The sequence below is a fragment of the Pseudonocardia thermophila genome (assembly GCF_900142365.1).
Classification (GTDB): Bacteria; Actinomycetota; Actinomycetes; order Mycobacteriales; family Pseudonocardiaceae; genus Pseudonocardia; species Pseudonocardia thermophila.
The window spans coordinates 137489-159686 of sequence record NZ_FRAP01000007.1 but is presented as its reverse complement, the minus strand read 5'-3'; the positions used below and the strand labels follow the sequence as shown (position 1 = coordinate 159686).

Below are 22198 nucleotides of genomic sequence, written 5' to 3'. Positions count from 1 at the left end.
TCGTCCCCACCTAGTCGTACCTGACACGCACGCACAGAGCATCCGGTTCACCGGACGCGAGCGCACCGAGCACCCGCGGCAGCTCGGCGAACGCGCACTCCCGGCTGATCAGCGCGTCGAACACCGGATCGGCGAGCAGCCGCAGGGCCAGCGCCATGCGGTCGGCGTGGGTGCGCCGCGCCCGCCGGGCCCCGGCGACCGCACCGACCTGGCTGGCGCGCACCGCGAGCCGGCGGGAGTGGAACCCCTCCCCGAGCCGGACCTGCACGGGCCGGTCGCCGTACCAGCTCAGCTCGATCACCTCGCCCTCGACCGCGAGCAGCTCCAGCGATCGGGTCAGCCCGGCCTCGGTGGCGCTGGCGTGGACGACGAGATCGCACTCCCCCAGCGCCTCGTCCGGCAGCGCGAAGTCGACGCCGAGCGCCGCCGCGGTCGCCGCCCGCCCCGGGCGGACGTCGACGAGCTGCACGCGGGTACCCGGGATGCGGGCCAAGAGCGCAGCGGCGCAGCAGCCCACCATGCCGCCGCCCACGACGGCGATGCGGTCGCCGACCAGCGGGGCGGCGTCCCACAGCGCGTTCACCGCGGTCTCGACGGTGCCGGCCAGCACGGCCCGATCGGCCGGCACGTCGTCGGGCACCACCGTGACCGCGTCCGCCGGCACCACGTACCGGGTCTGGTGCGGGTAGAGGCAGAACACCGTGCGCCCGCGCAGCTCGCCCGGGCCCTCCTCGACGACGCCGACGTTGAGGTAGCCGTACTTGACCGGGGAGGGGAAGTCACCCTCCTGGAACGGGGCGCGCATGATGGTGGCCTGGCTCTGCGGCACACCGCCGCGGAAGACCAGGGTCTCGGTTCCCCGGCTGACCCCGGTGAACAGGGTGCGGACCACGACGTCCCCGGCTTCCGGCTCGGGCAGCTCGACGGCGCGGATCTCGCCCTCGCCCGGGGCCCGGAGCCAGAACGCGTGTGCGGTGCGGTCGAGCGAGGTGCGGTCCACCTGAACCTTTCGACTCCTGGATCCGTGGTGGGAGGCGTGACGACGATGGCGAGCCTAGGCGGTGCGGCGGTGGCGCGGCAGCTGTCCGCGGCCGGCGGCGCCGCCGTGCTGGTGATCGCGGCGCTGCGGCCGGGACCGGTCGGCTGGCTGGCCGGCCTGGCGTACACGGCGGGGCTGGTGTGGCTGCTGGCGTCGGCGACGCGCCGGGCCGGCGAGGTGACGCTCGGCCCGGCCGGGTTGGTCACGCTCGCCCGCGCCGTGCTGGTCGGCGGGGTGACCGCGCTGGTCGCCGACGGGTTGATGACCGGGCACGTCCCGGTCCCGGCGCTGGTCGGGTTGGCCGGGGTGGCGTTGCTGCTCGATGCCGTCGACGGGCAGGTGGCGCGGCGGACCGGGACGGCGACCGCGCTGGGCGCCCGCTTCGACATGGAGGTGGACGCGGCCCTGCTGATGGTGCTGAGCGTGCAGGCCGCCCACGACCTGGGTCCGTGGGTGCTCGCGATCGGCCTGATGCGCTACGGCTACGTGGCCGCGAGCTGGGTGCGGCCGTGGCTGGCCGGGTCGCTGCCGCCGCTGCTCGTGACGAAGGCGATCGCGGCGCTGCAGGGGATCGCACTGGTCGTCGCCGTGTCCGGGGTGCTCCCCCGGCCGGGTGCGACGCTGCTCGTCGCCGGGTCACTGGCCCTCCTCACCTGGTCGTTCGCTCACCACGTGCAGCGGCTGCGACGCGCGCGGGCGGCCGCGGCCCGGACCATCCGGTGACCCGGTGGGTGCGGCGGGCCGCCGCGGCGGTCGCCGCCGTGGCCGTGCTGGTCGCACTCGCGCTGCCGGTCGACGGGCCGCTCACCCCGGCCGCGTTCCTGCGCATCCCCGTCGAGGCGCTGGCCGGGACCGCGCTGCTGCTCGTGCTGCCGGCCCGCACCCGCCCGGTCGTCGCCGCCGCGCTCGGCGCGGTGCTGGGTCTGCTGACCGTGCTGGGCCTGCTGCACATCGGTTTCCACGCGGTACTGGGCCGCCCGTTCGATCCGGTGGTCGACGCGCCGCTGTTCGCCGACGGGATGCGCTTCCTGTCCGGCACGCTCGGCACCCCGGTCGCGGTCGTCGCCGCGGTGGTGGCGGGCCTGCTCGCGATCGCGCTGCCGGTCGGTCTGGCCGCGGCGGTGGTGCGGCTCGCCCGCGTCGTCGCGCACCGGCGGACGGGGGCGGCACGGCTGGTCGCGGTGCTGGTCCCCGTCTGGATCGCGCTCGCGGTGCTCGGCGTCCAGCTGGTGCCGGGCGTTCCGGTCGCGTCCGCATCCGCGGCGACGCTGGCCCGCGACACCGCCGTCGGGATCCCGGCCAGCCTGCAGGCCCAGCGCGAGTTCGCCGCCCGGCTGACGGCCGACCCGCTGCGCGACGTGCCCGCGGCCGAGCTGGTCGCCGCCCTCCGCGGGAAGGACGTCGTGGTCGTGTTCGTGGAGAGCTACGGTCGCAGCGCCGTCGAGGATCCCGAGTTCGCACCGCACGTGGGCCCCCTGCTCGACGACGGCACGGCCCGCCTGACCGCGGCCGGGTTCGGCGCCCGCAGCGCGTGGCTGACCTCCCCGGTAGCCGGTGGGAGCAGCTGGCTCGCCCACGCCACGTTCCTGTCCGGCCTGCCGGTCGGCGACCAGGGCCGCTACGACGCGCTCGTCGCCAGCGAGCGCCGCACGCTCTCCCGGGTGTTCGCCGAAGCCGGGTGGCGCACCGTCGCCGTGCAGCCGGGCACGACGACCGAGTGGCCGGCGGCCGGCTTCTACGGCTTCACCGAGGTGCTCGACTTCGGCCGGCTCGGCTACCGCGGCCCCGACCGCGGCTGGGCCAGCGTGCCCGACCAGTTCACGCTGTCCGCGTTCCACCGGCTCACCCACGACGGGCCGCCGGTGATGGCCGAGATCGACCTCGTCTCCAGCCACGCGCCGTGGCGGATGATCCCGCCCGTCGTCGACTGGGCCGAGCTCGGCGACGGGCAGGTGTTCGACGCGCTCGCCGCTCCCGCCGATCCCGAGGCGATCTGGGGGCAGGGCGGCGCCGCGGTGCGGGCGGCTTACCGCGGCGCGATCGAGTACTCGCTGGCCAGCCTCGTCTCCTACGTCGAGCACCTCGGTGACGACGACCTGGTGCTGCTGGTGCTCGGCGACCACCAGCCGGCGCCGGCCGTCACCGGTGACGGCGTGGGCCGCGACGTGCCGATCTCGATCGTCACCCGGGACCGGACGGTGCTCGACCGGATCGCCCCGTGGGGCTGGGCCGATGGGCTGCGGCCGTCCCCGGCGGCACCGGTGTGGCCGATGGCGGACTTCCGCGACCGGTTCCTCGCGGCCTTCCGCGGGTGAGCGGTGCGGCAAGATCTCCCCGACCCACGAGGAGGCCCGCCATGACCGTGCTGCCCACCCCGCGCACCCCGGACCCGATGACGGCGCCGCCCGTCCGCTGGGGGCTCCTCGCCGCGGGCGGCATCGCCCGGATGTTCGGGGCAGCGCTGCGCCGCGGCACCCGTCAGGAGATCGTCGCCGTCGGCTCCCGCGACGCGAACCGGGCCAGCGCGTTCGCCGACGAGTTCGGGATCGCCACGGCGTACGGTTCGTACGAGGACCTGGTCGCCGATCCGACCGTGGACGTCGTGTACGTGGCGTCCCCGCACTCCGAGCACCACCAGCACGCGCGGCTCGCGCTGGAGGCCGGCAAGCCGGTGCTCGTCGAGAAGGCGTTCACCCGCAACGCGCAGGAGGCGCGCGATCTCGTCGCGCTCGCCCGGGAGAAGGGCCTGCTGCTGGTGGAGGCGATGTGGAGCCGCTTCCTGCCGCACTACGACGTCATCGCGCGGGCGATCGAGGACGGCCTGCTCGGCCCGGTCACGACGGTGTTCGCCGAGCACTGCCAACCGCTCTACCCGGACGGGCCGCAGCGGCTGGCCGCACCGGAGCTGGCCGGCGGCGCCCTGCTCGACCTGGGCGTCTACCCGATCTCGTTCGCCGATCTCGTGCTGGGGCCGCTGACCTCGGTCACGGCGACGGGGGCGCTCACCGATCGCGGCGTCGACGCCCAGGAGACCGTCGTCGCCACGGGCGCCGACGGCGGACAGGCGGTCCTGCACGCGTCGATGCTCGCCCGGTCGGCGTGCGCGGCGGCGGTCTGCGGCGCCGCGGCTCGCATCGACGTGGCCGGGACGTTCTACTTCCCCACCACGCTCACGCTGTACGACCGCGCAGGGAACCTGCTCGACACGTTCTCCTGGACCGCCGACACCGCGCACGAGGGGCTGCGGTTCGAAGCGGCCGAGGTGGCGCGGCTGCTGACCGCGGGCGAGACCGAGGCGCCGCTGCTGCCGCTCGACACCAGTGTGCGGATCATGGAGGTCATGGACGAGGTGCGCCGGCAGCTGGGGGTGCGCTACCCCGGGGAGTGAACCTCACCGGCGGACGTGCACGTGCTCTCGGATCAGCTCGTCGTAGACGGCGGCGACGGCGGCGTGCGTCTGCGGGTCCAGCGGCGCGAGATCGGCGGCCGCGGCGTTCGCGGCGGCCTGCCCGAGGTTGCGCGCCCCTGGGATCACCACGGTCACCTGCGGCTGGTCCAGGATCCGGCGCAGCGCGAACTGGGCGGTGGTGACGCCGCCGGGCACGAGCGGGGCGAGCCGCTCGACCGCGGTCAGGCCGATCTCGAACGGCACCCGGCGAGGGTCTCGCCGACGTCGAACGCTCGCCGTGCCGGTTGAAGCTGCGGTGGTCGTCGGGGGCGAACGCGGTGTCCGCGGTGCAGCGGCCGGAGAGCAGGCCGGACGCGAGAGGGACCCGCGCGATGATCGCCACGCCCGCCTCGGCCGCGGCCGGCAGCACCCGCTCCAGCGGCTTCTGCCGGAACACGTTCAGGATGGTCTGCACGCTCGCCACCCCCGGGGCGCGTGATCGCGGTGAGCGCCTCCGCCGCCGTCTCGACGCTCACCCCGTACGCGGTGATCCGCTGCTCGGCCACCAGCTCGTCGAGCGCATCGTAGACCTCGTCGCGGTCGTAGACGGGGGTGGGCGGGCAGTGCAGCTGGACCAGGTCGAGCGTGTCGACACCGAGCTCGGCCCGGGAGCGGTCGTTCCACGCCCGGAAGTTCGCGCGCGAGTAGTTCTCCGGCACCTGCTCGGCGCGCCGGCCCGTCTTCGTCGCGACCGTGAGCCCGGCCGTGCCGCGCTCGCGCAGGAACCGGCCGATCAGCACCTCGCTGCGGCCGTCGCCGTGGACGTCGGCGGTGTCGAGGAAGGTCACACCGGCGTCAACGCCGCGTGCAGCACGGCCAGCGCGTCCGCGTCGTCGACCCGTCCCCAGTCACCGCCGAGCTGCCAGCACCCGAGCCCGACGGTCCCCACGTCGCGGCCCAGCCGCGCCGCCTCCCGGGTTTCCATCCGGCGAGCCTACGGTCAGCCCTCGATGCCGGTGGCCCCGTGCGCGGTGCCCATCGGTTTCGACTCCGGCGACCCGCGCTGACGCAGGTAGATCGACAACGCCACCATCGACGCGACCGCCAGGAACTCCGACTGCCAGTTCTGCAGGGTGCGGTTCCAGAAGTCGGCCGAGCCGACGTAGCCCCACCAGCTGACCGGGTCCTCAAGCTGGCGCAGCAGCTGGTCGTTGTACGCGGCGCGGCCCGCGATCGACTGGGCGAGCCAAGACGCACCGAAGATCACGCCCATGACCAGCCCCAGCGAGTTGGCGTACAGCCGCAGCAGACCTCCGGAAGAACGGGCGGGCCGTGGTGAATCGGGGCCGGCGAACCGGCCGATCCGCTGCGCGCGCGCCGACTCCAGGCCGGCGTCGCCGACCTTCTTCGACTCCGGGGAGCCGCGCTGCACCAGCCACACCGTCACCACGATGTAGAGGAAGAACTGCAGGTACTCCGACTGCCAGTTCTCCGCGACGTCGGTGGCGAAGTCCGACGAGGTCACGTACTGCGCCCACGACACCGGTATGAGCCCGTCGGCGATCTGCTGGTGGTTCTGCTCGGCCAGCCCGGCGACCGACTGGCCGGCGAGCGTCGCGAGGAACAGCAGCGTGAAGCAGGTCCACAGGCCGTTGTCGCGCAGGAAGCCGCGCGCCCCCGTCAGCTCGGTCACCCCTGTCACCCCCGTCACCTCTGCAGCAAGCCGAGGACGAGCAGGTAGCCCAGCCCGAACGCGACCAGCAGGACGGTCACCCAGAACGCGATGCGCACGGCTCAGCCCTCCACCGCGCACTCGTAGGGGGCGCCGGGGCGAGCCCGGCAGCCCGCGGCCCGCACCCGCCACTCGTCGCCGAGCTCGGCCAGGAACACGACGTCGCCGGCGAACCGCACCTGGGCGCTGTCGCCCCACACCTGCACCGCCTCGACGATGCCCGCGGGCGGGAGCTGCACGATGGTGGCCGCACAGTCACGGCCGAACGACTGGACCCCGCGACGCGCCTCTGGCGTCAGCGCCGCGCAGGCCGCGGCGCCGTCCCCGTCCGCAACCGCCGCGGCGAACGCGGTCGCGGCGGTCCGCACCTCGGCGTCGCGGGCCGATCCGCACGCGGCCAGGACCACCGCGGCGAACGCCGCGCCCACGACCGCCCGCCCGCGCATCGGGCGCTCAGTGGTTGCGGAGGGCGTCGATCAGCTCGTCCTTCGACATGTCCGAGCGGCCCTTGATCCCCACCTTCTTCGCCCGGTCGTACAGCTCCTGCTTCGTCATGTCGTCGTAGCTGCCGGACTTGCCGCCGCGGCGGCCGACCGCTTTGCGGCCCTGCCCGGCCGCGGCGTTCGCGATCCGAGCGGCCTTCTCCTTCGACGCACCCTGCTCGCGCAGCTCCTCGTAGGTCTTCTCGTCCTTGATGCTGGGGTTCGGCATGGGGGCCGGGTGCCCGGTCGCGCGGGCACGGAAACCCGGCACGGGAACTCGGCACGCAACTCGGTGCGGGAACTCGGTGCGGAACTACTGGGCGCGCCGGTTTAGTGCCCGGCGCCGCGGGAACGCACATCGCTCCAGCCGACCAAGGAGAGCCGACCGTGTTCCTGCACAAGCAAGAACTGCAGTTCGCGTCCACCCCGGACAAGCCCGATGCCGTCTACGCCCGCAAGCTCCAGGAAGTCCTCGGTGGGCAGTACGGCGAGATCAGCGTCGCGATGCAGTACATGTTCCAGGGCTGGAACATGCACACCCCCGGCAAGTACCGCGATCTCGTCTTCGGCATCGGCGCCGAGGAGATCGGGCACGTCGAGATGCTCGCGACGATGATCGCCCAGCTGCTGGAGAAGGCGCCGCTGGGCATCACGTCCGACGCGGTGCAGGACGATCCCACCGTCGCCGCCGTCATCGGTGGCACCGATGTGCAGCACGCCATCGTCGCCGGCGCCGGCGCCCGCCCGGTCGACAGCAACGGCAACCCGTGGCAGGGCAGCTACATCACCGCCAGCGGCAACCTGCTCGCCGACTTCCAGGCCAACGCGAACGCCGAGATGCAGGGCCGGGTGCAGGTCGCGCGGCTCTACCACATGACCGACGACCACGGTGTGCGTGAACTGCTGTCGTTCCTGCTGGCCCGGGACACCATGCACCAGAACATGTGGCTCGCGGCCGCGGCGGAGCTGCAGGAGGAGGGCGCGGAGACGCTGCCGGTGCCGAGCAACTTCCCGCAGTCCAAGGAGTACACCGACGTCTCGTACCAGTACCTGAACTTCTCCGACGGGGCGGCGGCCGCCGAGGGGCGGTGGGCCAAGGGGCCGGCACCGGACGGGAAGGGCGAGTTCACGTACCACGACGGGCCGACCACGTCGGCGCCGATGCCGCCACCCACCCACCCCGACAGCCGGTTCTACGGGACGACGGAGTTGCCCAACGTCGTCGAGAAGGCAGCAGGGGCCGCGCAGGACGCGTTGAACAAGGAATGACGGGCATGGTTCATCCCGGCGCGATCCGGGGACTGACACATCGACCCACCTCGGCTCATCGGAGGAACCCGTGACCACCACCCGCTCTGCTTCCAGCACCCCCGTCCAGGTCGCCGCCGGCGCCGTCGGGATCGTCTTCCTGCTCGTCGGTGTCCTGGGGTTCGTTCCGGGGATCACCGCCAACTACGACCAGCTGTCGTTCGCCGGGCACGGATCCGGAGCGTTGCTGCTGGGGATCTTCGCCGTTTCGGTGCTGCACAACATCGTTCACCTGCTGTTCGGGGTGGCGGGGGTGGTGATGGCGCGGTCCGCCGGCGGAGCTCGGAACTACTTGATCTGGGGTGGAGTCGTCTACCTCGTGCTGTGGCTGTACGGGCTGGTGATCGATCACGGCGGTCCCGCCAACTTCGTGCCGGTCAACAGCGCTGACAACTGGCTCCACCTCGTTCTCGGGGTCGCGATGGTGGGGCTGGGGATCGCGTTGACGCGGGGGCGACGCGCGGCCGCCGTTCGCGACTGAGCTCAGGGGCGTTGCCCCGGACTCCACCAGGGGCGTTGCGACCCGGACCGCCCTCGGTGGGGCGGGGGTCGGCCGCCCGGCCGTTGCGTCGATGCCACGCCGGCGGCGGGGGATGCAAGCGGAGAGCATGCTCGCATCCCCCGCCGGCGTGGCTCTACCGGGGGCCGAGCGACGGCGGATTCTTCGCCCCGCTCAGCTCCTCCTGCGTGCTGCTCGCCACGCACTGGTGCGGGTGCCGGCGCTCTCCCAGGAGATCCACTTCCCGCCGGTGGCGGCAGCACAGCCACTTTCCAGCAACCCGCCCCCGCCCCGTCGCCTGCGCCGCCGCCCTCGACCACGCGGGCAAGAATCTCTGGCGCGCACCCGTACCGGTCACCCGCACCCGCGGCGCGCACTGCACGAGCACGTCAAGGAGATCGGCGTCAGCCGGCGACCGCGGGAAGACTCGCCGGCGAACCCGGCGGCGTGACGTCGGACAGTGATCGCCCGGAGCAGCGGTGCTACCGCCTGCGCTCGGTCTCCTCCACGTAGCGGGCGAGCGACTCGCTGGCCGAGCGGATGTGCGCGACCATCGCCTCCCGGGCGCCGTCGGCGTCGTGCTCCCGGATCGCCGTGGCGATGCGCTGGTGCTCCTCGAGGTTCTGCTTGAGGAGGCGGGAGTTCCCGGCGTACACGGGGTAGCTCGAGTTGAGGGGCAGCCGGCGCCCGACGTCCTCGATGCTGAGCACCAGGTGGTGGTTGCCCGATCCGGCGAGGATCGCGGAGTGGAAGTCCCGGTTGGTCTCCGACCACCGCTGGTTCGCTTCCGCGGAAAGCGCGAGCTCGGGGTTTCCGGCGTACTTCTCCAGCGCAGCCGCGAAATCCTCGAGCGCCTTCTCCATCTGCCGGATCTGCGCGTCGTTGATGCGCTCGACGGCGAGCTCGGCGGCGAGCCCTTCGAGTGCGGCGCGCACCTCGCCGAGCTCGCGGACGTCCCTGCCCGAATGACCGTTCACGCGGGCGCCGCGGTTCCGCACGATCGTCACGATCCCCTGGGCGTGCAGCACCCGGAGGGCCTCGCGGACCGGGGTGCGGCTGACCCCGAACTCCTCCGCGATCGTGCTGTGCCGCAACCACGATCCGACCGGGATCTGACCGTTGAGGATCCGCCGCTGCAGCTCCTCGACCACCCGCTCGCTGATCGCCTCGTCACCCACGTCGGTGCCCCATGTCCGGTCCAGCCCTCCCCGCAGATGGGATCCAGAAGTGATCCACGGCCACGCAACGCGCGGATTATTGCATCCGCTGATCCCCTTATCGCCGAAGCGGCGGTCCGGTGGTCGGAGGGGCGCCGCGCCGGCGCCCCTCCGACCGGGCACCTCACGCCCGCCATCAGCTCCAGGCGTGCGTGACGCGCTCCTCCTTCGGCGGGACGTGATCGTTCGGGTCGATGATCTGGTGCTGGCGGCCCGACAGACCGCGGCCGTTCGACTGCGGAGTGCCCGGTTCCTCGGTGGCCGACTCCTTCACCAGCTCGATGATGTAGTGGGTGACCGGGTGGTCCTCGAGGTTCTTCAGCCGGTGCGGCTTGAGTCCGCCCTTGCGGCCCACCGTCTTGAAGAACGCGTAACCCTGCTCCGCGTTCTGGATGTGGCCGAACTCCTCGTCCTCGTCGTACTCCATCGAGGCCGCCCGCCCCGGCGTGGGCCAGAGGATCAGGTGGTCGTACTGGTGGGAGTGGTAGAAGATCGACTCTCCCGGGCCGAGGTTCATCGCCCACACACGGATGTACTCGTTGGCGAAGATGAGCTCGTCGCCGGGGTCGGTCGAGATCGCCGACGTGGCCGACGTCGTTTCGGACGTCATGTCAACTCCTCCTGTTGCGCCGGGTGGATTCAGGCCCGGCTGGCTTCGTACTGCCGGAGCGCCGCGTAGCGGGCCGCGACGTCATCCGCGGTCGCGGGCACGTTGCGGTCGATGGATCCCTGGACGCCCCGCTGGGCGCGGTCGACGTAGGGCCGCTGCCGGCGCTCGTACTCGGCGAGGGCCCCGGCGAGATCGCCGGGGTTCTCCTCGATCGCCTGGGCGAGGAACAAGCCGCCGCTGATGCCGAGCGACGTGCCCCGCCCCGAGAGCGGTGCCGCGCAGTGCGCCGCGTCGCCCACGAGGACGACCCGGCCCACCGACCAGCGCGGCATCCTGGTCTGCGAGCACTCGTCGAAGAACAGTCCGGGGCTCGCGACCATGCGGTCGATCAGCTCGTGCACCCGCCACACGTCGTCGCGGAAGACCTGCCGCAGGACCCCGCGCACCGCGGCGGGATCGTGGTGGTCGACGTCGAGCTTCGGTGAGCGGAAGTACGTTCCCGCGAGTTCCGCGTCCGGGCTCTGGAGCAGCGCCATCATCCGGCCGGGGGCGAGGTGCATGCGGCCGGGCGTCCCCTCGGGCGCAGGCGGGCCGACCGGAGCCAGCGCCAGGTAGACGCCCAGGAAGCGGACGTAGTCCGCCTCGGGCCCGAAGACGATCGACCGGGTCCGCGAGTGGACGCCGTCCGCGCCCACCACGAGGTCGAAGTCGTCCTCGGTCCCGTCGGTCAGCGACACGTGCACGCCGTCGGCCCCGGCGGCGAGATCCGCCACGGTCGTGGCGAAACGCAGGTCCGTCCCGGGTTCCAGCGCACCGACGAGGATCCGCATGAGGTCCGGCCGGGTGATCTCGATGTCGTCCGGGCGGTCGTGGCTGTGCTCGGTCGAGAAGCCGGCGATGCGGTTCCCGTGGTCGTCGACGAACTCCGAGTCGACGGACATCCGGATCTCCGCGGCCCTGATCTCGTCGAGGATGCCCATCTCGCGGACCATGTCCAGGGCGTCCCCGCGGACGTCGATCGGCGAGCCCGACGTGCGGATCTCGGGCGCGACCTCGAGCAAGGTGACGGCGTGGCCGCGCCGCTGCAGGTTGATGGTGGCTGACAGGCCGGCAACACCGGCACCGACGACGAGGATCTTCATGCGAGTCCGATCGTGCTCGGGGTGGTCGGGAGGGACGGGCACGGCGCTCAGGAGCCGGCCCGGTTCGCCAGGACGTGCTCGCGCACCATCCGGGCGACCGGCTCCTTGAACTCCGAGGTCAGGCCGTGCCGCGCGCCCTCGACGCAGACGAGGGCGGAGTCCGGGATCAGGTCGGCGAGGTGGCGCCCCACCTCGGGCGGGGCGAGCGGGTCGTCCGTCCCGTACACGAGCAGGGTGGGCGCCTTGATCCCGCGCAGCTCGTCGCCGAGGTCATGGGTCCGCAGGGCCTTCATGCGGTTCGTCTCGGGCCCGCTGACCTGGCCCGCCATCATCGTGCGCAGCCGCTCCAGCTGCGCCGGGTCGGCCTGGCCGGCCGGACTGAGGATCGCCTGGACCATCAGGTCGAAGCGCTCCTCCGGCTGGCGGGACAGGAGGTCCTGCGCGAAATCGGTCGTGCTCCGGTGGCTCGCCGGGGCGGTCCCGACGATGAGGCTCTGCACCCGGTCGGGATGGCGGACCGCGACGTGCAGGGCGACGCAGCCGCCGAACGAGAACCCCATGACGTGGGCGCGTTCGATGCCGAGCGCGTCCATCAGGTGGACGCAGTCGTCGGCGAGGTCGCCGATCGAGTAGGGCTCGGCACAGCGGAAGCTCTCGCCCACGTCGCGCTGGTCGTAGGAGATCGAGCGGATGCCCTCGCCGAGCAGCGGGGCGAACCCGGCGTACTGGCGCCGGTTCGACTCGCCCCCGTGGTGCATCAGCAGGACCTCGCCCGAACCGAGCTCGTGGTAGGCGACCGGGCCGTTCCTGGTCTGGACGACCTCGACCGTGGTGTAACTCATTGCATCAACCTTCCAAGGATGCGATTCACAGTAATCCGTATTGCATCCGTCATCGAGTTCTTCTCATCGGCGATGAATCGCGCTGACCGGGCGATTCGGATGGCCGCCAGGAACCGGACGTCGCTAACGGGGTTCAGGCAGACCGAGTACGCCGTCGGCCTGCGGAACCGACGCGACCAACCGGCGCGTGTAGTCGTGCCGCGGCCGGTCGAGGACCTCCGAGGTCAGCCCGGACTCGACGACCTTGCCGTGGTTGAGCACGTACACGCGATCGGTGATCTGCCGGACGACCGCGAGATCGTGGGTGATGAAGACGTAGGTCAGCCCCAGGTCGGCCTGCAGGTCGCGCAGCAGGTTCAGGATGTGCGCCTGCACCGAGACGTCGAGGGCGGAGACCACCTCGTCGCAGACCACGATCCGCGGTGAGCGGCTGAGCGCCCGCGCGATCGCCACGCGCTGCCGCTCCCCGCCGGAGAGCTGGCCCGGCCTGCGCTGCGCGTAGGTCGCCGGCAGGCCGACGCGCTCGAGCAGCTCGGCGGTCCGCTCCTCCAGATCGTCCACCCCCGCCAGCCGGAGCCCCTCGCGCAGCGTCGACCCGATCGTCCGGGTGGGGTTGAGCGTCGAGTACGGGTCCTGGAAGGCCATCTGGACGGTGCCGCGCACGGCTGCCCACTGCTCCTTCGACAGCGCTCCTGCAGTGAGCTCGACACCGCCGACCTCCACGGTCCCGGAGGTCGGCCGGGTCAGACCCACGATCATGCGGGCGAGCGTGGTCTTGCCCGACCCGGACTCGCCGACCAGGCCGACGCTCTCGCCCGCGAACACGTCGATGTCCACGCCGTCGACGGCGACCTTGTCCCGGAACACCTTGCGCACGTCCCGCACGGTCACCAGAGGCTGCCCGTCGGTGGTGAGCGCGGCCGCCGGCTCCGGCCCGGGCTGCGCGGTGGGCGGTTCCAGCGTGATCTCGCCGGCCCGGACGCAGCGGACCCGGTGGTCGGCGTCGTCATCGGTGAGCTGCAGCTCGACCGGCGCCGCGCTGCAGGCGGGCAGCGCGAACGCGCACCGCGGCGCGAAGTGGCACCCGCCCGGCCGGTGCCCGGGCGCGGGGACCGAGCCGGGGATGGTCCGCAGCCGGGCCATGCGGTGGTCCAGCGGCGGATCGGCGGCCAGCAGCGCGGCCGTGTACGGGTGGCGCGGGGCCCGCCGGATCACGTCGGACCGCGCCACCTCCACGATCTGCCCCGCGTACATCACGTAGACGCGGTCGCAGGTCGCGAACGCCACCCGCAGGTCGTGGGTGATCAGCACCAGCCCCAGCTCGTGGGTCCGGCGCAGGCGGTCCAGCAGCAGCAGGACGTCGCGCTGCGTGGTGACGTCGAGCGCCGTCGTCGGCTCGTCCGCGACGAGGACCTGCGGGTTCTCCGCGATCGCCGCCGCGATCCCGACCCGCTGGCGCATGCCGCCGGACAGCTGGAACGGGTACTTGTCCGCCACCGCGGGATCGGTGATGCCGACCTCGCGCAGCCGGGCGACGGCCTCCGCGCGGCGCGCCGCCCGGGACAACGGGCGGCCGTTCGCGTCCCGCAGCGCAGCGGTTACCTGGTCACCGACCTTCATCACCGGGTTCAGCATGGTGAACGGGTCCTGCATGACGAAGGCGATCTCGCTGCCGCGCATCCGGTGCCGGGCCGCTCGGCCGATCCGCAGGAACGGCACGCCACCGACGCTGACGTCGCCCTCGGTGACCAGCTCGGGGGGCAGTAGATCGAGGACGGCGCGGGCGGTGACGGACTTCCCGCTGCCGGACTCGCCGACGATCGCGATCGACTCCCCCGGCGCGACCTGCAGATCGATCGACTCGGCGATGAGCCGCCGCCCGTCGGCACGGCGCAGCCACACGCTGAGCGCGTCCGTCGACAGGCCCGCCGTCGGCACGGCCTCGGTCACCTGGCTCATCGTTCCTTCCTCGACTGCTCGTGGGTGCGCTGGACGTGCTCGCCGATGAGGTTGGCCGAGACGGCGAGCAGGACGATGGCCACCGCGGGCGCGGCGACCGCCCAGACGTCGGTGAACACGGCCGCCCGGTTGTCGGCGACCATCCGACCCCAGTCCGGGGCACCGGGCGGAACCCCGAGGCCGAGGAACGACAGGGACGACAGCTCGACCACGCCGTAGGTGAAGGTCACGAAGAACACCGCGACCACGTTCGGGACGATCGTCGGCACGAGGTGGGTGAGCACGACCCGCCAGGTGGGCAGCCCCAGCGTCACGGCGGCCTCCATGAACGGCAGGTGCGCGCGCTCCATGACCGCCGCCCGCAGGTTGCGGACGTGCATCGGCAGCCCGAAGATGATCAGCACCACGAGGGTGATCCCGAAGCCGCCACCGGTCACTCCGGCGACGACGATCGCGACCAGGAGCGCGGGCACCGAGTAGAAGAAGTCGATGATCCGGCTGATCACCGCGTCGGTGCGCCCGCCGAACCAGCCGGCCGCGACGGCCAGCACCGTGCTGATGGCGGTGACGCCGAGGCCGAGGACGAGCGGCCCGAGCAAGGAGGTCCGGGCGCCGGCGACGAGGCGGGAGAGGGTGTCGCGCCCGAGCTGGTCGGTGCCGAGCGGGTGGGCGCCGCTCGGGCCCTGCAGGCTCTCCGCGGCGTTGATCGCCGCCGGGTCCTGCGGGGCGAACCCGGGGAACAGGGCGCACGCGGCGACCACGACGAGGAAGACGCCGGCGAGCGCGGTGAGCGGCGGGACCTTCGGCAGCCGCAGCCGGGCGCCGACCGGGGCGACCTGGGTGACAGCGCTCATCGGTTCGTCTCCAGCCGTGCGCGTAGTCGTGGATCGATCGCCATGCAGACCAGGTCGACGACGAGGTTCACCGTGACCACGAGCAAGGCGACGCAGAACGTCACTCCCTGGATGACGGGCATGTCCCGGTCGTGGATCGCGTCGACCATGAGGCTGCCGATCCCGGGGAGGTTGAACACCCGCTCGACGAGGATCAACCCGGTGAACAGGGAGACCACCACGCTGCCGGACAGCGTGACCAGCTGGACGCCCGCGTTGCGGAGCACGACGTGCTTGAGCGTCCACCACCGCCCGAGCCCCCGGGCCCTGGCGAACGTCGCCTGGTCCTCCTCGAGGATCTGCCCGACCCGGACCCGCGTGATCCGTGTGGTGACGGCCAGCAGCACGATCGCCGCGGTCGCCGCGGGCAGGACCAGGTGGCGGACGGTGTCGAGCCCGCCCTCCCCCGCACCCAGGGCCGGGAACCAGCCGAGCTGGACCCCGAAGAGCCAGGCGAGGAACGTGCCGACGACGAAGGCGGGGGTGCTCGCCCCGAGCGTCGTCATGCCGAGGGAGAAGCGGTCGAGCCGGCTCCCCGGGCGGGACGCGGTGAGGATCCCCAGCGCGAGTCCCGCGCCCATCGCCAGGATCCAGGTGAAGGCCAGCAGCGGAAGCGTCACCTTCACGGTCTCGCCGATCAGCGTGGCGACGGGGGTCTTCTGGATGATCGACTCGCCGAAGTCGCCGTGCAGGATCCCGCCGAGGAACTGCAGGTACTGCTCCGGGAGGGGCCGGTCGAAGCCGTACCGCTGCCGGATGCTCTCCAGCTGCTCCTCGGTCGCCAGCTCGCCGCCGATCGCGTGCTCCGGCCCGCCGGGGGCGGCGTGGATGAACAGGAAGACCACGATGCTCACGGCGAACATCACGCAGACCGCGGAGACCACGCGCACGACGACGTAGCGCAGCAGCCCCGGGGCGAGCGCCCGGCGCGCCGAGCCCTGCGGTGCGGTGGCGACGGTCATCCGCCGACCTCCACCAGCCGGTCCCACCGCTGCATCCACCAGTAGTTCGTGAAGCCGTTGATCGTCATCGGCGCCTTCAGCCCGAAGGTCATGTCGGGGTTCACCAGCGGCAGCGCCGCACCCCCGCGGTGGTAGGCCTCGACCGCGGCGAGGAGCCGCTCACCGCGCTTCGGGTCGCCGACCGGGAGCGTGTTGCTCTCGTCGAACGCCTGCTGCGCGGCCGGGTTGTCCTGCTGGGTCAGGTTGATCCGGGACTTCGCCGGCACGAAGTAGCCCAGCGGCATCGCCGGATCGGGGGCGTTCGTCGAGAACTTGTTGAGGGTGAGGCCGTCGTGCCGGCGGGCGAGGGTGACGTCGATGTAGTCGTCGCCGCGGGGATCGAGCTCGACGTCGATCCCGACCTCGGCCAGGTCCTGGGCGATCGTCTGCGCGACGAGGCTGGTGTCGGCGTCGGTGGAGTCCAGCGGCAGCTTGAGCGTGAAGCCGGCCGGCACGCTGGAGGAGGCCAGCAACCGGCGGGCCAGGTCCGGGTCGTAGGTGTTCAGCTCGTCGATCCGGGCGAGCGTCTGCTCGACGGCCTCCGCGCTCGCGACGAGCTCCAGGTTCGACTGCGGAGACAGGGCCCGGGCGACCTGTCCGTGTCCCGCGAGCGCCGCGTCGACCACGGCCTGGCGGTTGATCGCGTGCCGCACCGCGTCGCGCACCGCCGGTTCGTCGAACGGCGGCTTCGTCACGTCCATCTGCAGGATGAACACGGTGGCGTCGGCGATCTTCGACAGCCGGAAGTCCTTCAGCGCCTGGATGGAGTTGATCTGGCCGGTCGGGATCTCGAAGATCGCGTTGGCGGACCCGGACTGCAGCGCGAGCATCCGCGCGGAGTCGTCAGGGACGATCGTGAAGGTGATCGACTCGAACGGTGCGGGATCACCCCAGTAGTCCGGCCGCTTCACGACCCGCATCGACTTGTCCGGCTCGAAGGAGTCCAGGACGTAGGGGCCGCTGCCCAGCTGCCCCACCGCCGGCGTCCCCACCTTCTCGCCGTGCTGCTCGTAGAACGCCTTGCTGACGATCCCGGTCCGGGCGATCGTGTAGAGCAGCAGCGGCTGCGGGGCCTTCAAGTCGAGGGCGATCGAGCTGCCGTCGGTGGTGACGGTGGCGATGCTGCGCATGACGACGTGCGTGGTGCTCAGGTGGTCGTCGCGCATCGCCTGCTCGAACGTGAACCGGACGTCGTCCACCGTGACCGGGCTGCCGTCGCTGAACGTGACGCCGTCGCGGAGGGTGAAGACGTAGCGGGTGGGGCTCGCCTGCTCGAAGGTGGTCGCCAGGTTCGGCTGGAAACCGCTCCCGTCGTAGCGGACGAGCGGCTCGTTGACCAGCAGCATCACCCCCTGGGTGGCCACTCCGCCCTGCCACTGGTCGAACACCGGCTGGGTCGCCTCGACGAGGACCTTCAGGTCCTTCGGGAGCCCTTCGGAGCTGCCCCCGCCGCCGGGCGACCCGCAGGCAGCCAGGCCGACGAGGAGGAACAGCGCTGCTGCAGCGGCGGCGATCCGTCGGCGGACACATCGCGCGGTCAAAATCGGTTTCATTGGTGTCATCTCCGCGTGCGGACGGTGTTCTTCGGATGGGGTGGCGGCGCGGTGGCCGGCCACGGATCGCCGGACCCGAGCGGTCTGGGCCTGACTAGCGGCCGACCGCGTAGCCCTGGGCGCCGCGCGGATTGGCGCCTGCGCGCAGCAGCCCGGTCTGCGGGTCCCGCTCGACGGCGGAGAGCCGGCCGAGGTTGCCGGGGCGCGACACCGTGACGAGGTGGCCACGGCGGCGGAGCCCCCGGATGACCTCCTCGCCCATCGCCTCCTCGACGACCAGCCCGCGCGGGGTCCACTCGCGGGGCCAGAACGACTGGGCGTTGGCGGTGACGTGGAACATCGGGGACTCGATGGCCTGCTGCGGGTCGTACCCGCCGACGAGCGTGCGCAGCAGGTAGAGCAGCTGCCACTGGTCCTGCTGGTCGCCGCCGGGTGAACCGAGCGCGGACACGGCGACCGACCCGCGCTCCAGGACGGTGGGCGACAGCGTGGTCCGCGGCCGCCGCCCCGGCCGCAGCGCCGACGGGCTCTCCGGGTCGAGCCAGGTCATCTGCAGGCGGGTGCCCAGGCAGAACCCCAGCTCGGGGATCGTGGGGTTGGACTGCAGCCAGCCGCCGGACGGTGTGGCGGACACGACGTTGCCGTACCGGTCGATCACGTCGATGTGCACGGTGTCGCCGCGGGTCTCACCCGAGGGGCGGACGGTGGGTTCACCGATCCCGTACGCCTCGGAGACGGCGGCGTCGATCTCCTCCTTGGTCTTCAGGGGCGGGAAGTACGGGGCCACGCCCGGGATGGAGCCGGGCCGCCAGTCGGCCGACGCCCGCGGGGTGATCAGCAGAGCCCGCTGCTTGGCGTACTCCGGGGAGAGCAGCGTCGCCAGGAGGGCGTGGTTGTCGCGGACGTCGCCGTAGTAGGCGTCGCGGTCGGCCAGGGCGAGCTTGAGCGCCTCGGCGATCGTGTGCACGCCGCGCTCGGTGGACGGATCGAGGTCGGCGTCGTCGAAGTGGTCGAGGATCGCGAGGGTCTGGAGCAGGACCGGACCCTGCGACCAGAACCCGGCCTTCGCGATCGTGGTCCCCCGGAACGTGAACCGGACCGGTTCCTCCGCCCGGACGCGGAACTCGGCGAAGTCGTCGACCGACAGGACACCCGCGTAGTCCCCGCCGTCGGCGTGCCGGTGCACGGTCCGGGCCGTGCGCACCGCCGCCTCCGCGACGAACCCCGTCCGCCACTCGCGCGCCGCGGCGTCGATCCGCGCCTCCCGGCCCGTCGCGGTGTCAGCCGCGGCGAGCAGCCGGCGCAACGTGCGGGCGTACGCGGTGTTGCGGTGGATCGTTCCAGCCTTCGGGGCACGCCCGCTGGCCAGCCACAGCTGCGCCGAGGTCGGCCAGTGATCGCGGAACAGGTCCGCGACGGTCGCGATGGTGCGAGCCGCGTTGGGCAGCAGCGGATGGCCGTGCTCGGCGTAGTGCAGGACGTACGCGAGGACGTCGGCCAGATCCCAGGTGCCCAGCTCGCGCAGGATCCAGAGCCACCCCTCGACGGCTCCGGGCACCGCGCTCGCCAGCGCCCCCGCACCCGGGACCGATTCGAGCCCCAGCGAGCGGTAGTGCTCGATGTCGGCGCCCCGCGGCGCCGGCCCCTGCCCGTTGATCACCAACGTCGTGCCCCCCGCCGGCGTGGCCAGCGCGACCAGGTCACCCCCGGGTCCGTTGAGGTGCGGCTCGACGACGTGCATCACGAACCCGGCGGCGACGACGGCGTCGAAGGCGTTGCCGCCGCGTTCGAGCACGCTCTGAGCGACGCCCGAGGCGACCCAGTTCGTGGACGCGGCCATGCCGAACGACCCGGTGAGCGTCGGGCGGCTCAGATGATCAGGGGGGTCGGTGAACATGGGCAGGAGTATGCAACTCCACCAGCGTGGATGCAATATCTCAATGTCAGCCTCCGCCTGCTTGTTAACTGGATGTTCATAATCCGGATCTGGATGTCTGAAATGTCCGTGCGTGGGACCGGGCAGCGGGAAGAGCACCCGCCTCCGCCGCGGCGGCGTGCCGCGTGCTCTAACAGAGCGAGCGTTACGCAGGCCGTGACAGCACAGCTCGAACGTGCGGCGCATCACCGGCGACGCACCCGGGTACGTGCCGGTCATGACCGTTCCCACGACGACGGCGACCGGCTCGCTGTGGCTCGCCGACCGACCCGACGTCCGCTATCCGCCGCCCACCGCCGACCGCCACTTCGACGTGCTCGTGCTGGGCGGAGGCATCACCGGGCTCACGACCGCGCTGCTGCTGCGCCGGCGCGGGGCACGGGTCGCCGTCGTGGAGGCCGACCGGATCGGGTCCGCCGCCACCGGCAACAACACGGCCAAGGTCACCGCCCTGCAGGGCACGGTGCTGTCGCAGGTGCGCCGCACCCGCGGCGCGGCGGTGGCCGCGGCCTACGCCGAGCACAGCCTGCGCGGTGTCGAGCTCGTCGCTGCGCTCGCCGAGGAGCTCGGGATCGACTGCGCGCTGCGCCGCCGCGCCGCCGCGACCGTGGCGGCGTCGGAAGCCGAGTTGCGCGCCGTCGAGCGGGAGGCGGAGGCGGCCCGCGAGGCCGGGTTGCCCGTCGCGTGGACCGACGAGGTGGATCTCCCCTACCCGGTCGCGGGTGCGGTGCGGCTGGCCGACCAGGTCGAGATGCACCCGGTCGCGTACGCCTACGGCCTCGCGGCCGCGGTCCACGAGTCGACCGACGGGGTGGGCTCCCGGGTCTTCGAGGGCACCCGCGCGCTGTCGGTGCAGGAGGGGTCACCGGCGCGGGTGGAGACGAACCACGGCCCGCTGACCGGCGACCGGGTCGTCGTCGCCACCCACTACCCGGTGTGGGACCGAGGCCTGTACTTCGCGCGCATGGAGACGGTGCGCGCGTACTGCGTCGCCGGCCGGGTCCGCAACCCGAGCCGCGACATGGTGATCACCGCGGGCAGCCCGACCTGGTCGATGCGGTCGGCGGGGCGGACGATGATCGTGTGCGGACAGGACCACCCGGCCGGCGCCCGCGGCGTCGACCCCGGCCGCTACGCCGCGCTGGAGGCGTACCTGCGCCGGCACTGGGCCGTCGATGAGGTCACCCACCGCTGGTCGGCGCAGGACGTGCTGCCCTACGACCATACGCCGATGATCGGCAGCTACACGCCCGTCTCCAGCCGGATGCACGTCGCGGCCGGGTACTCGAAGTGGGGTCTGTCCGGCGGCACGATGGCCGCGGCGCTGCTGGCCGACCAGATCGCGGGGGAGCCGACGACCGGCGTCTTCGGCCCGCACCGGGTGACGCTGCGCGGACTGCCGACGCTGGCGCGGTTGCAGGCCAAGGTGGGCGTCGACATCGTCGGTGACCGGCTGCGACCCGGCGAGGTGGGCGCGGTGACCGAGCTCGCCCGCGGCTGCGGCGCGATCCTCCGCCGCGGCGCCGACCGCACCGGCGTCTACCGCGACGAGGACGGCGGGCTGCACGCGGTGTCGGCGCGCTGCACCCACCTGGGCTGCCTGGTGCGGTTCAACGCCGCGGAGCGCAGCTGGGACTGCCCGTGCCACGGCTCCCGCTTCGACGTGGACGGAGCCGTGCTCGAAGGACCGGCCGTCGAGCCGCTGCCGCGGAAGGACCCGCCGGCGTAGCGCTCAGTCCGCGGACGGGATGTCGTCCGGCAGCGGCAGCTGCGACACCCACAGATCGGTGCCGGCCAGGTCCACGGTGATCTCGTACGCCGTGCGGTAGAGGGCCGCGGCGATCCGCTCGTCGCCGTGCGGGGCGCCGACGGCGGCGATGGTCGCGGCGATCTCGTGGTCGTCGAACACCGGTGCCGCGATGATCGACATGCCGAGGGGGCCCTCGGCGTGGGTGATGCCCCGCTCCGCCTCGGCGACGAGCTTCTCCACGCGTGCGCGCTCGGCGGGGTCCAGGCTCGCCCAGTACTTCGTGATGACGTGGCGGTCCGGGGAGAACTTGAGGAACAGCCTGCCCTGGGCGGAATCCATGTCCAAGGTGGCGCCGATCCGCACGGTGACGAGGATCGGGCTCGTCCCCACCTCGCTGACCAGCGACACCACCGGCCCGGACGCGCCCCACAGCGACAGCACCACGGTCAGCCCGATCTCGCGGGAGAGCTGGCGCATGTGCCGCGGGGCGATGTCGAGCACGCGCCGCCGACCCTGCGCCACCGCCCCGAGCTGCACCAGCAGCGGGCCCGGCTCGTACGCCGTGGGTTCGTCGTGGGAGCGCTCCAGGAACCCGGCGAGCGCGAGGGAGCCGAAGTAGCGGCTGACGGTGCTGCGGTTCAACCCGACCAGCGCCGCCGCCTCGGCCGCGGTCAGCCGAGGCCGGTTCGCGGTGAACAAGGCGAGGAGCTGGCCGACCCGCTGCACCGCCTGGATGTCGCCGGTGCCGCCCGAGCCGTTGGTCAAGTGCTGCTCCTCCATGTGGTGGCGAGGGGTGGAACGATCCGCCTAACCTGCACCGACCTGGGACTATACCGACGACGGCGGC

General features: G+C 72.6%; 22 protein-coding genes and 2 pseudogenes. 6 read left to right on the top strand and 18 right to left on the bottom strand.

The features are described 5' to 3' along the window. Positions 1-10: 10 nt before the first annotated feature. On the bottom strand, positions 11-1000 hold the full coding sequence (locus tag BUE41_RS11420) for a zinc-dependent alcohol dehydrogenase (RefSeq protein WP_073457004.1): 990 nt from the start codon (positions 998-1000) through the stop codon (positions 11-13). Between the two features lie 45 nt (positions 1001-1045). Between BUE41_RS11420 and BUE41_RS11415 the strand changes: the two genes are divergently transcribed. From BUE41_RS11415 to BUE41_RS11405, 3 genes are read left to right on the top strand one after another with little or no spacing between them, the layout of a single operon-like run. Further along, positions 1046-1762 (top strand): CDP-alcohol phosphatidyltransferase family protein, encoded by a 717-nt coding sequence (locus tag BUE41_RS11415; RefSeq protein WP_073457003.1) that lies wholly within the window; start codon positions 1046-1048, stop codon positions 1760-1762. Next, positions 1759-3354 carry a sulfatase-like hydrolase/transferase gene (locus tag BUE41_RS11410; protein ID WP_073457002.1) on the top strand — a complete coding sequence of 532 codons (1596 nt, stop codon included), beginning with the start codon at positions 1759-1761 and terminating at the stop codon, positions 3352-3354. The genes BUE41_RS11415 and BUE41_RS11410 overlap by 4 nt, the downstream gene beginning before the upstream one ends. Positions 3355-3395: 41 nt before the next feature. Continuing rightward, the gene (locus BUE41_RS11405; protein WP_073457001.1) at positions 3396-4427 is read left to right on the top strand and encodes a Gfo/Idh/MocA family protein; all 1032 of its coding nucleotides are present in this window, start codon (positions 3396-3398) and stop codon (positions 4425-4427) included. Between the two features lie 3 nt (positions 4428-4430). On the opposite strand, the gene BUE41_RS33075 is transcribed toward BUE41_RS11405, so the two are convergent. From BUE41_RS33075 to BUE41_RS11385, 7 genes and pseudogenes are all read right to left on the bottom strand, one after another. Continuing rightward, complete coding sequence (locus BUE41_RS33075) at positions 4431-4691, bottom strand: aldo/keto reductase (RefSeq protein ID WP_456107111.1); 261 nt, start codon at positions 4689-4691, stop codon at positions 4431-4433. Positions 4692-4785: 94 nt separating this feature from the next. Beyond that, positions 4786-4857 (bottom strand): annotated as a pseudogene (locus BUE41_RS33070) (hypothetical protein); the annotation flags it as partial. Between the two features lie 142 nt (positions 4858-4999). Further along, positions 5000-5227 (bottom strand): annotated as a pseudogene (locus BUE41_RS33065) (aldo/keto reductase); the annotation flags it as partial. Between the two features lie 44 nt (positions 5228-5271). Beyond that, the gene (locus BUE41_RS33060) at positions 5272-5412 is read right to left on the bottom strand and encodes a hypothetical protein (RefSeq protein WP_425595365.1); all 141 of its coding nucleotides are present in this window, start codon (positions 5410-5412) and stop codon (positions 5272-5274) included. Between the two features lie 15 nt (positions 5413-5427). Next, positions 5428-6120 carry a DUF6766 family protein gene (locus BUE41_RS11395; protein WP_234997178.1) on the bottom strand — a complete coding sequence of 231 codons (693 nt, stop codon included), beginning with the start codon at positions 6118-6120 and terminating at the stop codon, positions 5428-5430. A 101-nt stretch (positions 6121-6221) separates the two neighbouring features. Beyond that, positions 6222-6605, bottom strand: coding sequence for a hypothetical protein (locus BUE41_RS11390; protein ID WP_084754772.1), 384 nt, complete (start codon positions 6603-6605; stop codon positions 6222-6224). A 7-nt stretch (positions 6606-6612) separates the two neighbouring features. Continuing rightward, a complete protein-coding gene (locus BUE41_RS11385) occupies positions 6613-6870 on the bottom strand; it encodes a DUF7218 family protein (protein WP_073457118.1) in 258 nt (85 codons plus the stop codon). A 158-nt stretch (positions 6871-7028) separates the two neighbouring features. Here BUE41_RS11385 and BUE41_RS11380 point away from each other — a divergent pair, with 158 nt between their 5' ends. Together BUE41_RS11380 and BUE41_RS11375 are read left to right on the top strand one after the other, a co-directional pair. Beyond that, a complete protein-coding gene (locus BUE41_RS11380) occupies positions 7029-7910 on the top strand; it encodes a manganese catalase (protein WP_073457000.1) in 882 nt (293 codons plus the stop codon). Between the two features lie 70 nt (positions 7911-7980). Next, positions 7981-8430, top strand: coding sequence for a DUF4383 domain-containing protein (locus tag BUE41_RS11375; protein WP_073456999.1), 450 nt, complete (start codon positions 7981-7983; stop codon positions 8428-8430). Positions 8431-8930: 500 nt separating this feature from the next. Here BUE41_RS11375 and BUE41_RS11370 read toward each other — a convergent pair whose 3' ends face one another. From BUE41_RS11370 to BUE41_RS11330, 9 genes are all read right to left on the bottom strand, one after another. After that, entirely contained in the window at positions 8931-9626 is a 696-nt protein-coding gene (locus BUE41_RS11370; protein WP_200803859.1) for a GntR family transcriptional regulator, read from the bottom strand. Positions 9627-9801: 175 nt separating this feature from the next. Beyond that, the gene (locus BUE41_RS11365; protein ID WP_073456998.1) at positions 9802-10275 is read right to left on the bottom strand and encodes a hypothetical protein; all 474 of its coding nucleotides are present in this window, start codon (positions 10273-10275) and stop codon (positions 9802-9804) included. 29 nt (positions 10276-10304) lie between these two features. After that, positions 10305-11417, bottom strand: coding sequence for an FAD-dependent monooxygenase (locus BUE41_RS11360; RefSeq protein ID WP_073456997.1), 1113 nt, complete (start codon positions 11415-11417; stop codon positions 10305-10307). A gap of 47 nt (positions 11418-11464) precedes the next feature. Then, complete coding sequence (locus BUE41_RS11355; protein ID WP_073456996.1) at positions 11465-12259, bottom strand: alpha/beta fold hydrolase; 795 nt, start codon at positions 12257-12259, stop codon at positions 11465-11467. Positions 12260-12382: 123 nt separating this feature from the next. After that, positions 12383-14218 (bottom strand): ABC transporter ATP-binding protein, encoded by a 1836-nt coding sequence (locus BUE41_RS11350; RefSeq protein WP_073456995.1) that lies wholly within the window; start codon positions 14216-14218, stop codon positions 12383-12385. Continuing rightward, on the bottom strand, positions 14215-15072 hold the full coding sequence (locus BUE41_RS11345) for an ABC transporter permease (RefSeq protein WP_084754770.1): 858 nt from the start codon (positions 15070-15072) through the stop codon (positions 14215-14217). Before BUE41_RS11345 ends, BUE41_RS11350 begins: the two co-directional genes overlap by 4 nt. Then, a complete protein-coding gene (locus tag BUE41_RS11340; protein WP_084754768.1) occupies positions 15069-16073 on the bottom strand; it encodes an ABC transporter permease in 1005 nt (334 codons plus the stop codon). The genes BUE41_RS11345 and BUE41_RS11340 overlap by 4 nt, the downstream gene beginning before the upstream one ends. Beyond that, entirely contained in the window at positions 16070-17665 is a 1596-nt protein-coding gene (locus tag BUE41_RS11335; protein WP_159444893.1) for an ABC transporter substrate-binding protein, read from the bottom strand. The genes BUE41_RS11340 and BUE41_RS11335 overlap by 4 nt, the downstream gene beginning before the upstream one ends. A 94-nt stretch (positions 17666-17759) precedes the next feature. Further along, positions 17760-19562: a gamma-glutamyltransferase family protein gene (locus BUE41_RS11330; protein WP_073456993.1), complete on the bottom strand. Its 1803-nt coding sequence runs from the start codon at positions 19560-19562 to the stop codon at positions 17760-17762. Between the two features lie 256 nt (positions 19563-19818). On the opposite strand from BUE41_RS11330, the gene BUE41_RS11325 reads away from it, so the two are divergent. Next, positions 19819-21330 (top strand): FAD-dependent oxidoreductase, encoded by a 1512-nt coding sequence (locus BUE41_RS11325; protein ID WP_073457114.1) that lies wholly within the window; start codon positions 19819-19821, stop codon positions 21328-21330. A 3-nt stretch (positions 21331-21333) separates the two neighbouring features. On the opposite strand, the gene BUE41_RS11320 is transcribed toward BUE41_RS11325, so the two are convergent. After that, complete coding sequence (locus BUE41_RS11320) at positions 21334-22116, bottom strand: IclR family transcriptional regulator (RefSeq protein WP_159444892.1); 783 nt, start codon at positions 22114-22116, stop codon at positions 21334-21336. Positions 22117-22198: the final 82 nt, after the last annotated feature.

What these genes read in the sequence shown, in the direction of transcription:
- BUE41_RS11405 (WP_073457001.1), top strand. Translation starts at nt 3,396, where the DNA reads ATGACCGTGCTGCCCACCCCGCGCACCCCGGACCCGATGACGGCGCCG.
- BUE41_RS11415 (WP_073457003.1), top strand. Translation starts at nt 1,046, where the DNA reads ATGGCGAGCCTAGGCGGTGCGGCGGTGGCGCGGCAGCTGTCCGCGGCC.
- BUE41_RS11335 (WP_159444893.1), bottom strand. Translation starts at nt 17,665, where the DNA reads ATGAAACCGATTTTGACCGCGCGATGTGTCCGCCGACGGATCGCCGCC.
- BUE41_RS11325 (WP_073457114.1), top strand. Translation starts at nt 19,819, where the DNA reads ATGACCGTTCCCACGACGACGGCGACCGGCTCGCTGTGGCTCGCCGAC.
- BUE41_RS11360 (WP_073456997.1), bottom strand. Translation starts at nt 11,417, where the DNA reads ATGAAGATCCTCGTCGTCGGTGCCGGTGTTGCCGGCCTGTCAGCCACC.
- BUE41_RS11390 (WP_084754772.1), bottom strand. Translation starts at nt 6,605, where the DNA reads ATGCGCGGGCGGGCGGTCGTGGGCGCGGCGTTCGCCGCGGTGGTCCTG.
- BUE41_RS11345 (WP_084754770.1), bottom strand. Translation starts at nt 15,072, where the DNA reads ATGAGCGCTGTCACCCAGGTCGCCCCGGTCGGCGCCCGGCTGCGGCTG.
- BUE41_RS11340 (WP_084754768.1), bottom strand. Translation starts at nt 16,073, where the DNA reads ATGACCGTCGCCACCGCACCGCAGGGCTCGGCGCGCCGGGCGCTCGCC.
- BUE41_RS11350 (WP_073456995.1), bottom strand. Translation starts at nt 14,218, where the DNA reads ATGAGCCAGGTGACCGAGGCCGTGCCGACGGCGGGCCTGTCGACGGAC.
- BUE41_RS33060 (WP_425595365.1), bottom strand. Translation starts at nt 5,412, where the DNA reads ATGGAAACCCGGGAGGCGGCGCGGCTGGGCCGCGACGTGGGGACCGTC.
- BUE41_RS11355 (WP_073456996.1), bottom strand. Translation starts at nt 12,259, where the DNA reads ATGAGTTACACCACGGTCGAGGTCGTCCAGACCAGGAACGGCCCGGTC.
- BUE41_RS11385 (WP_073457118.1), bottom strand. Translation starts at nt 6,870, where the DNA reads ATGCCGAACCCCAGCATCAAGGACGAGAAGACCTACGAGGAGCTGCGC.
- BUE41_RS11365 (WP_073456998.1), bottom strand. Translation starts at nt 10,275, where the DNA reads ATGACGTCCGAAACGACGTCGGCCACGTCGGCGATCTCGACCGACCCC.
- BUE41_RS11330 (WP_073456993.1), bottom strand. Translation starts at nt 19,562, where the DNA reads ATGTTCACCGACCCCCCTGATCATCTGAGCCGCCCGACGCTCACCGGG.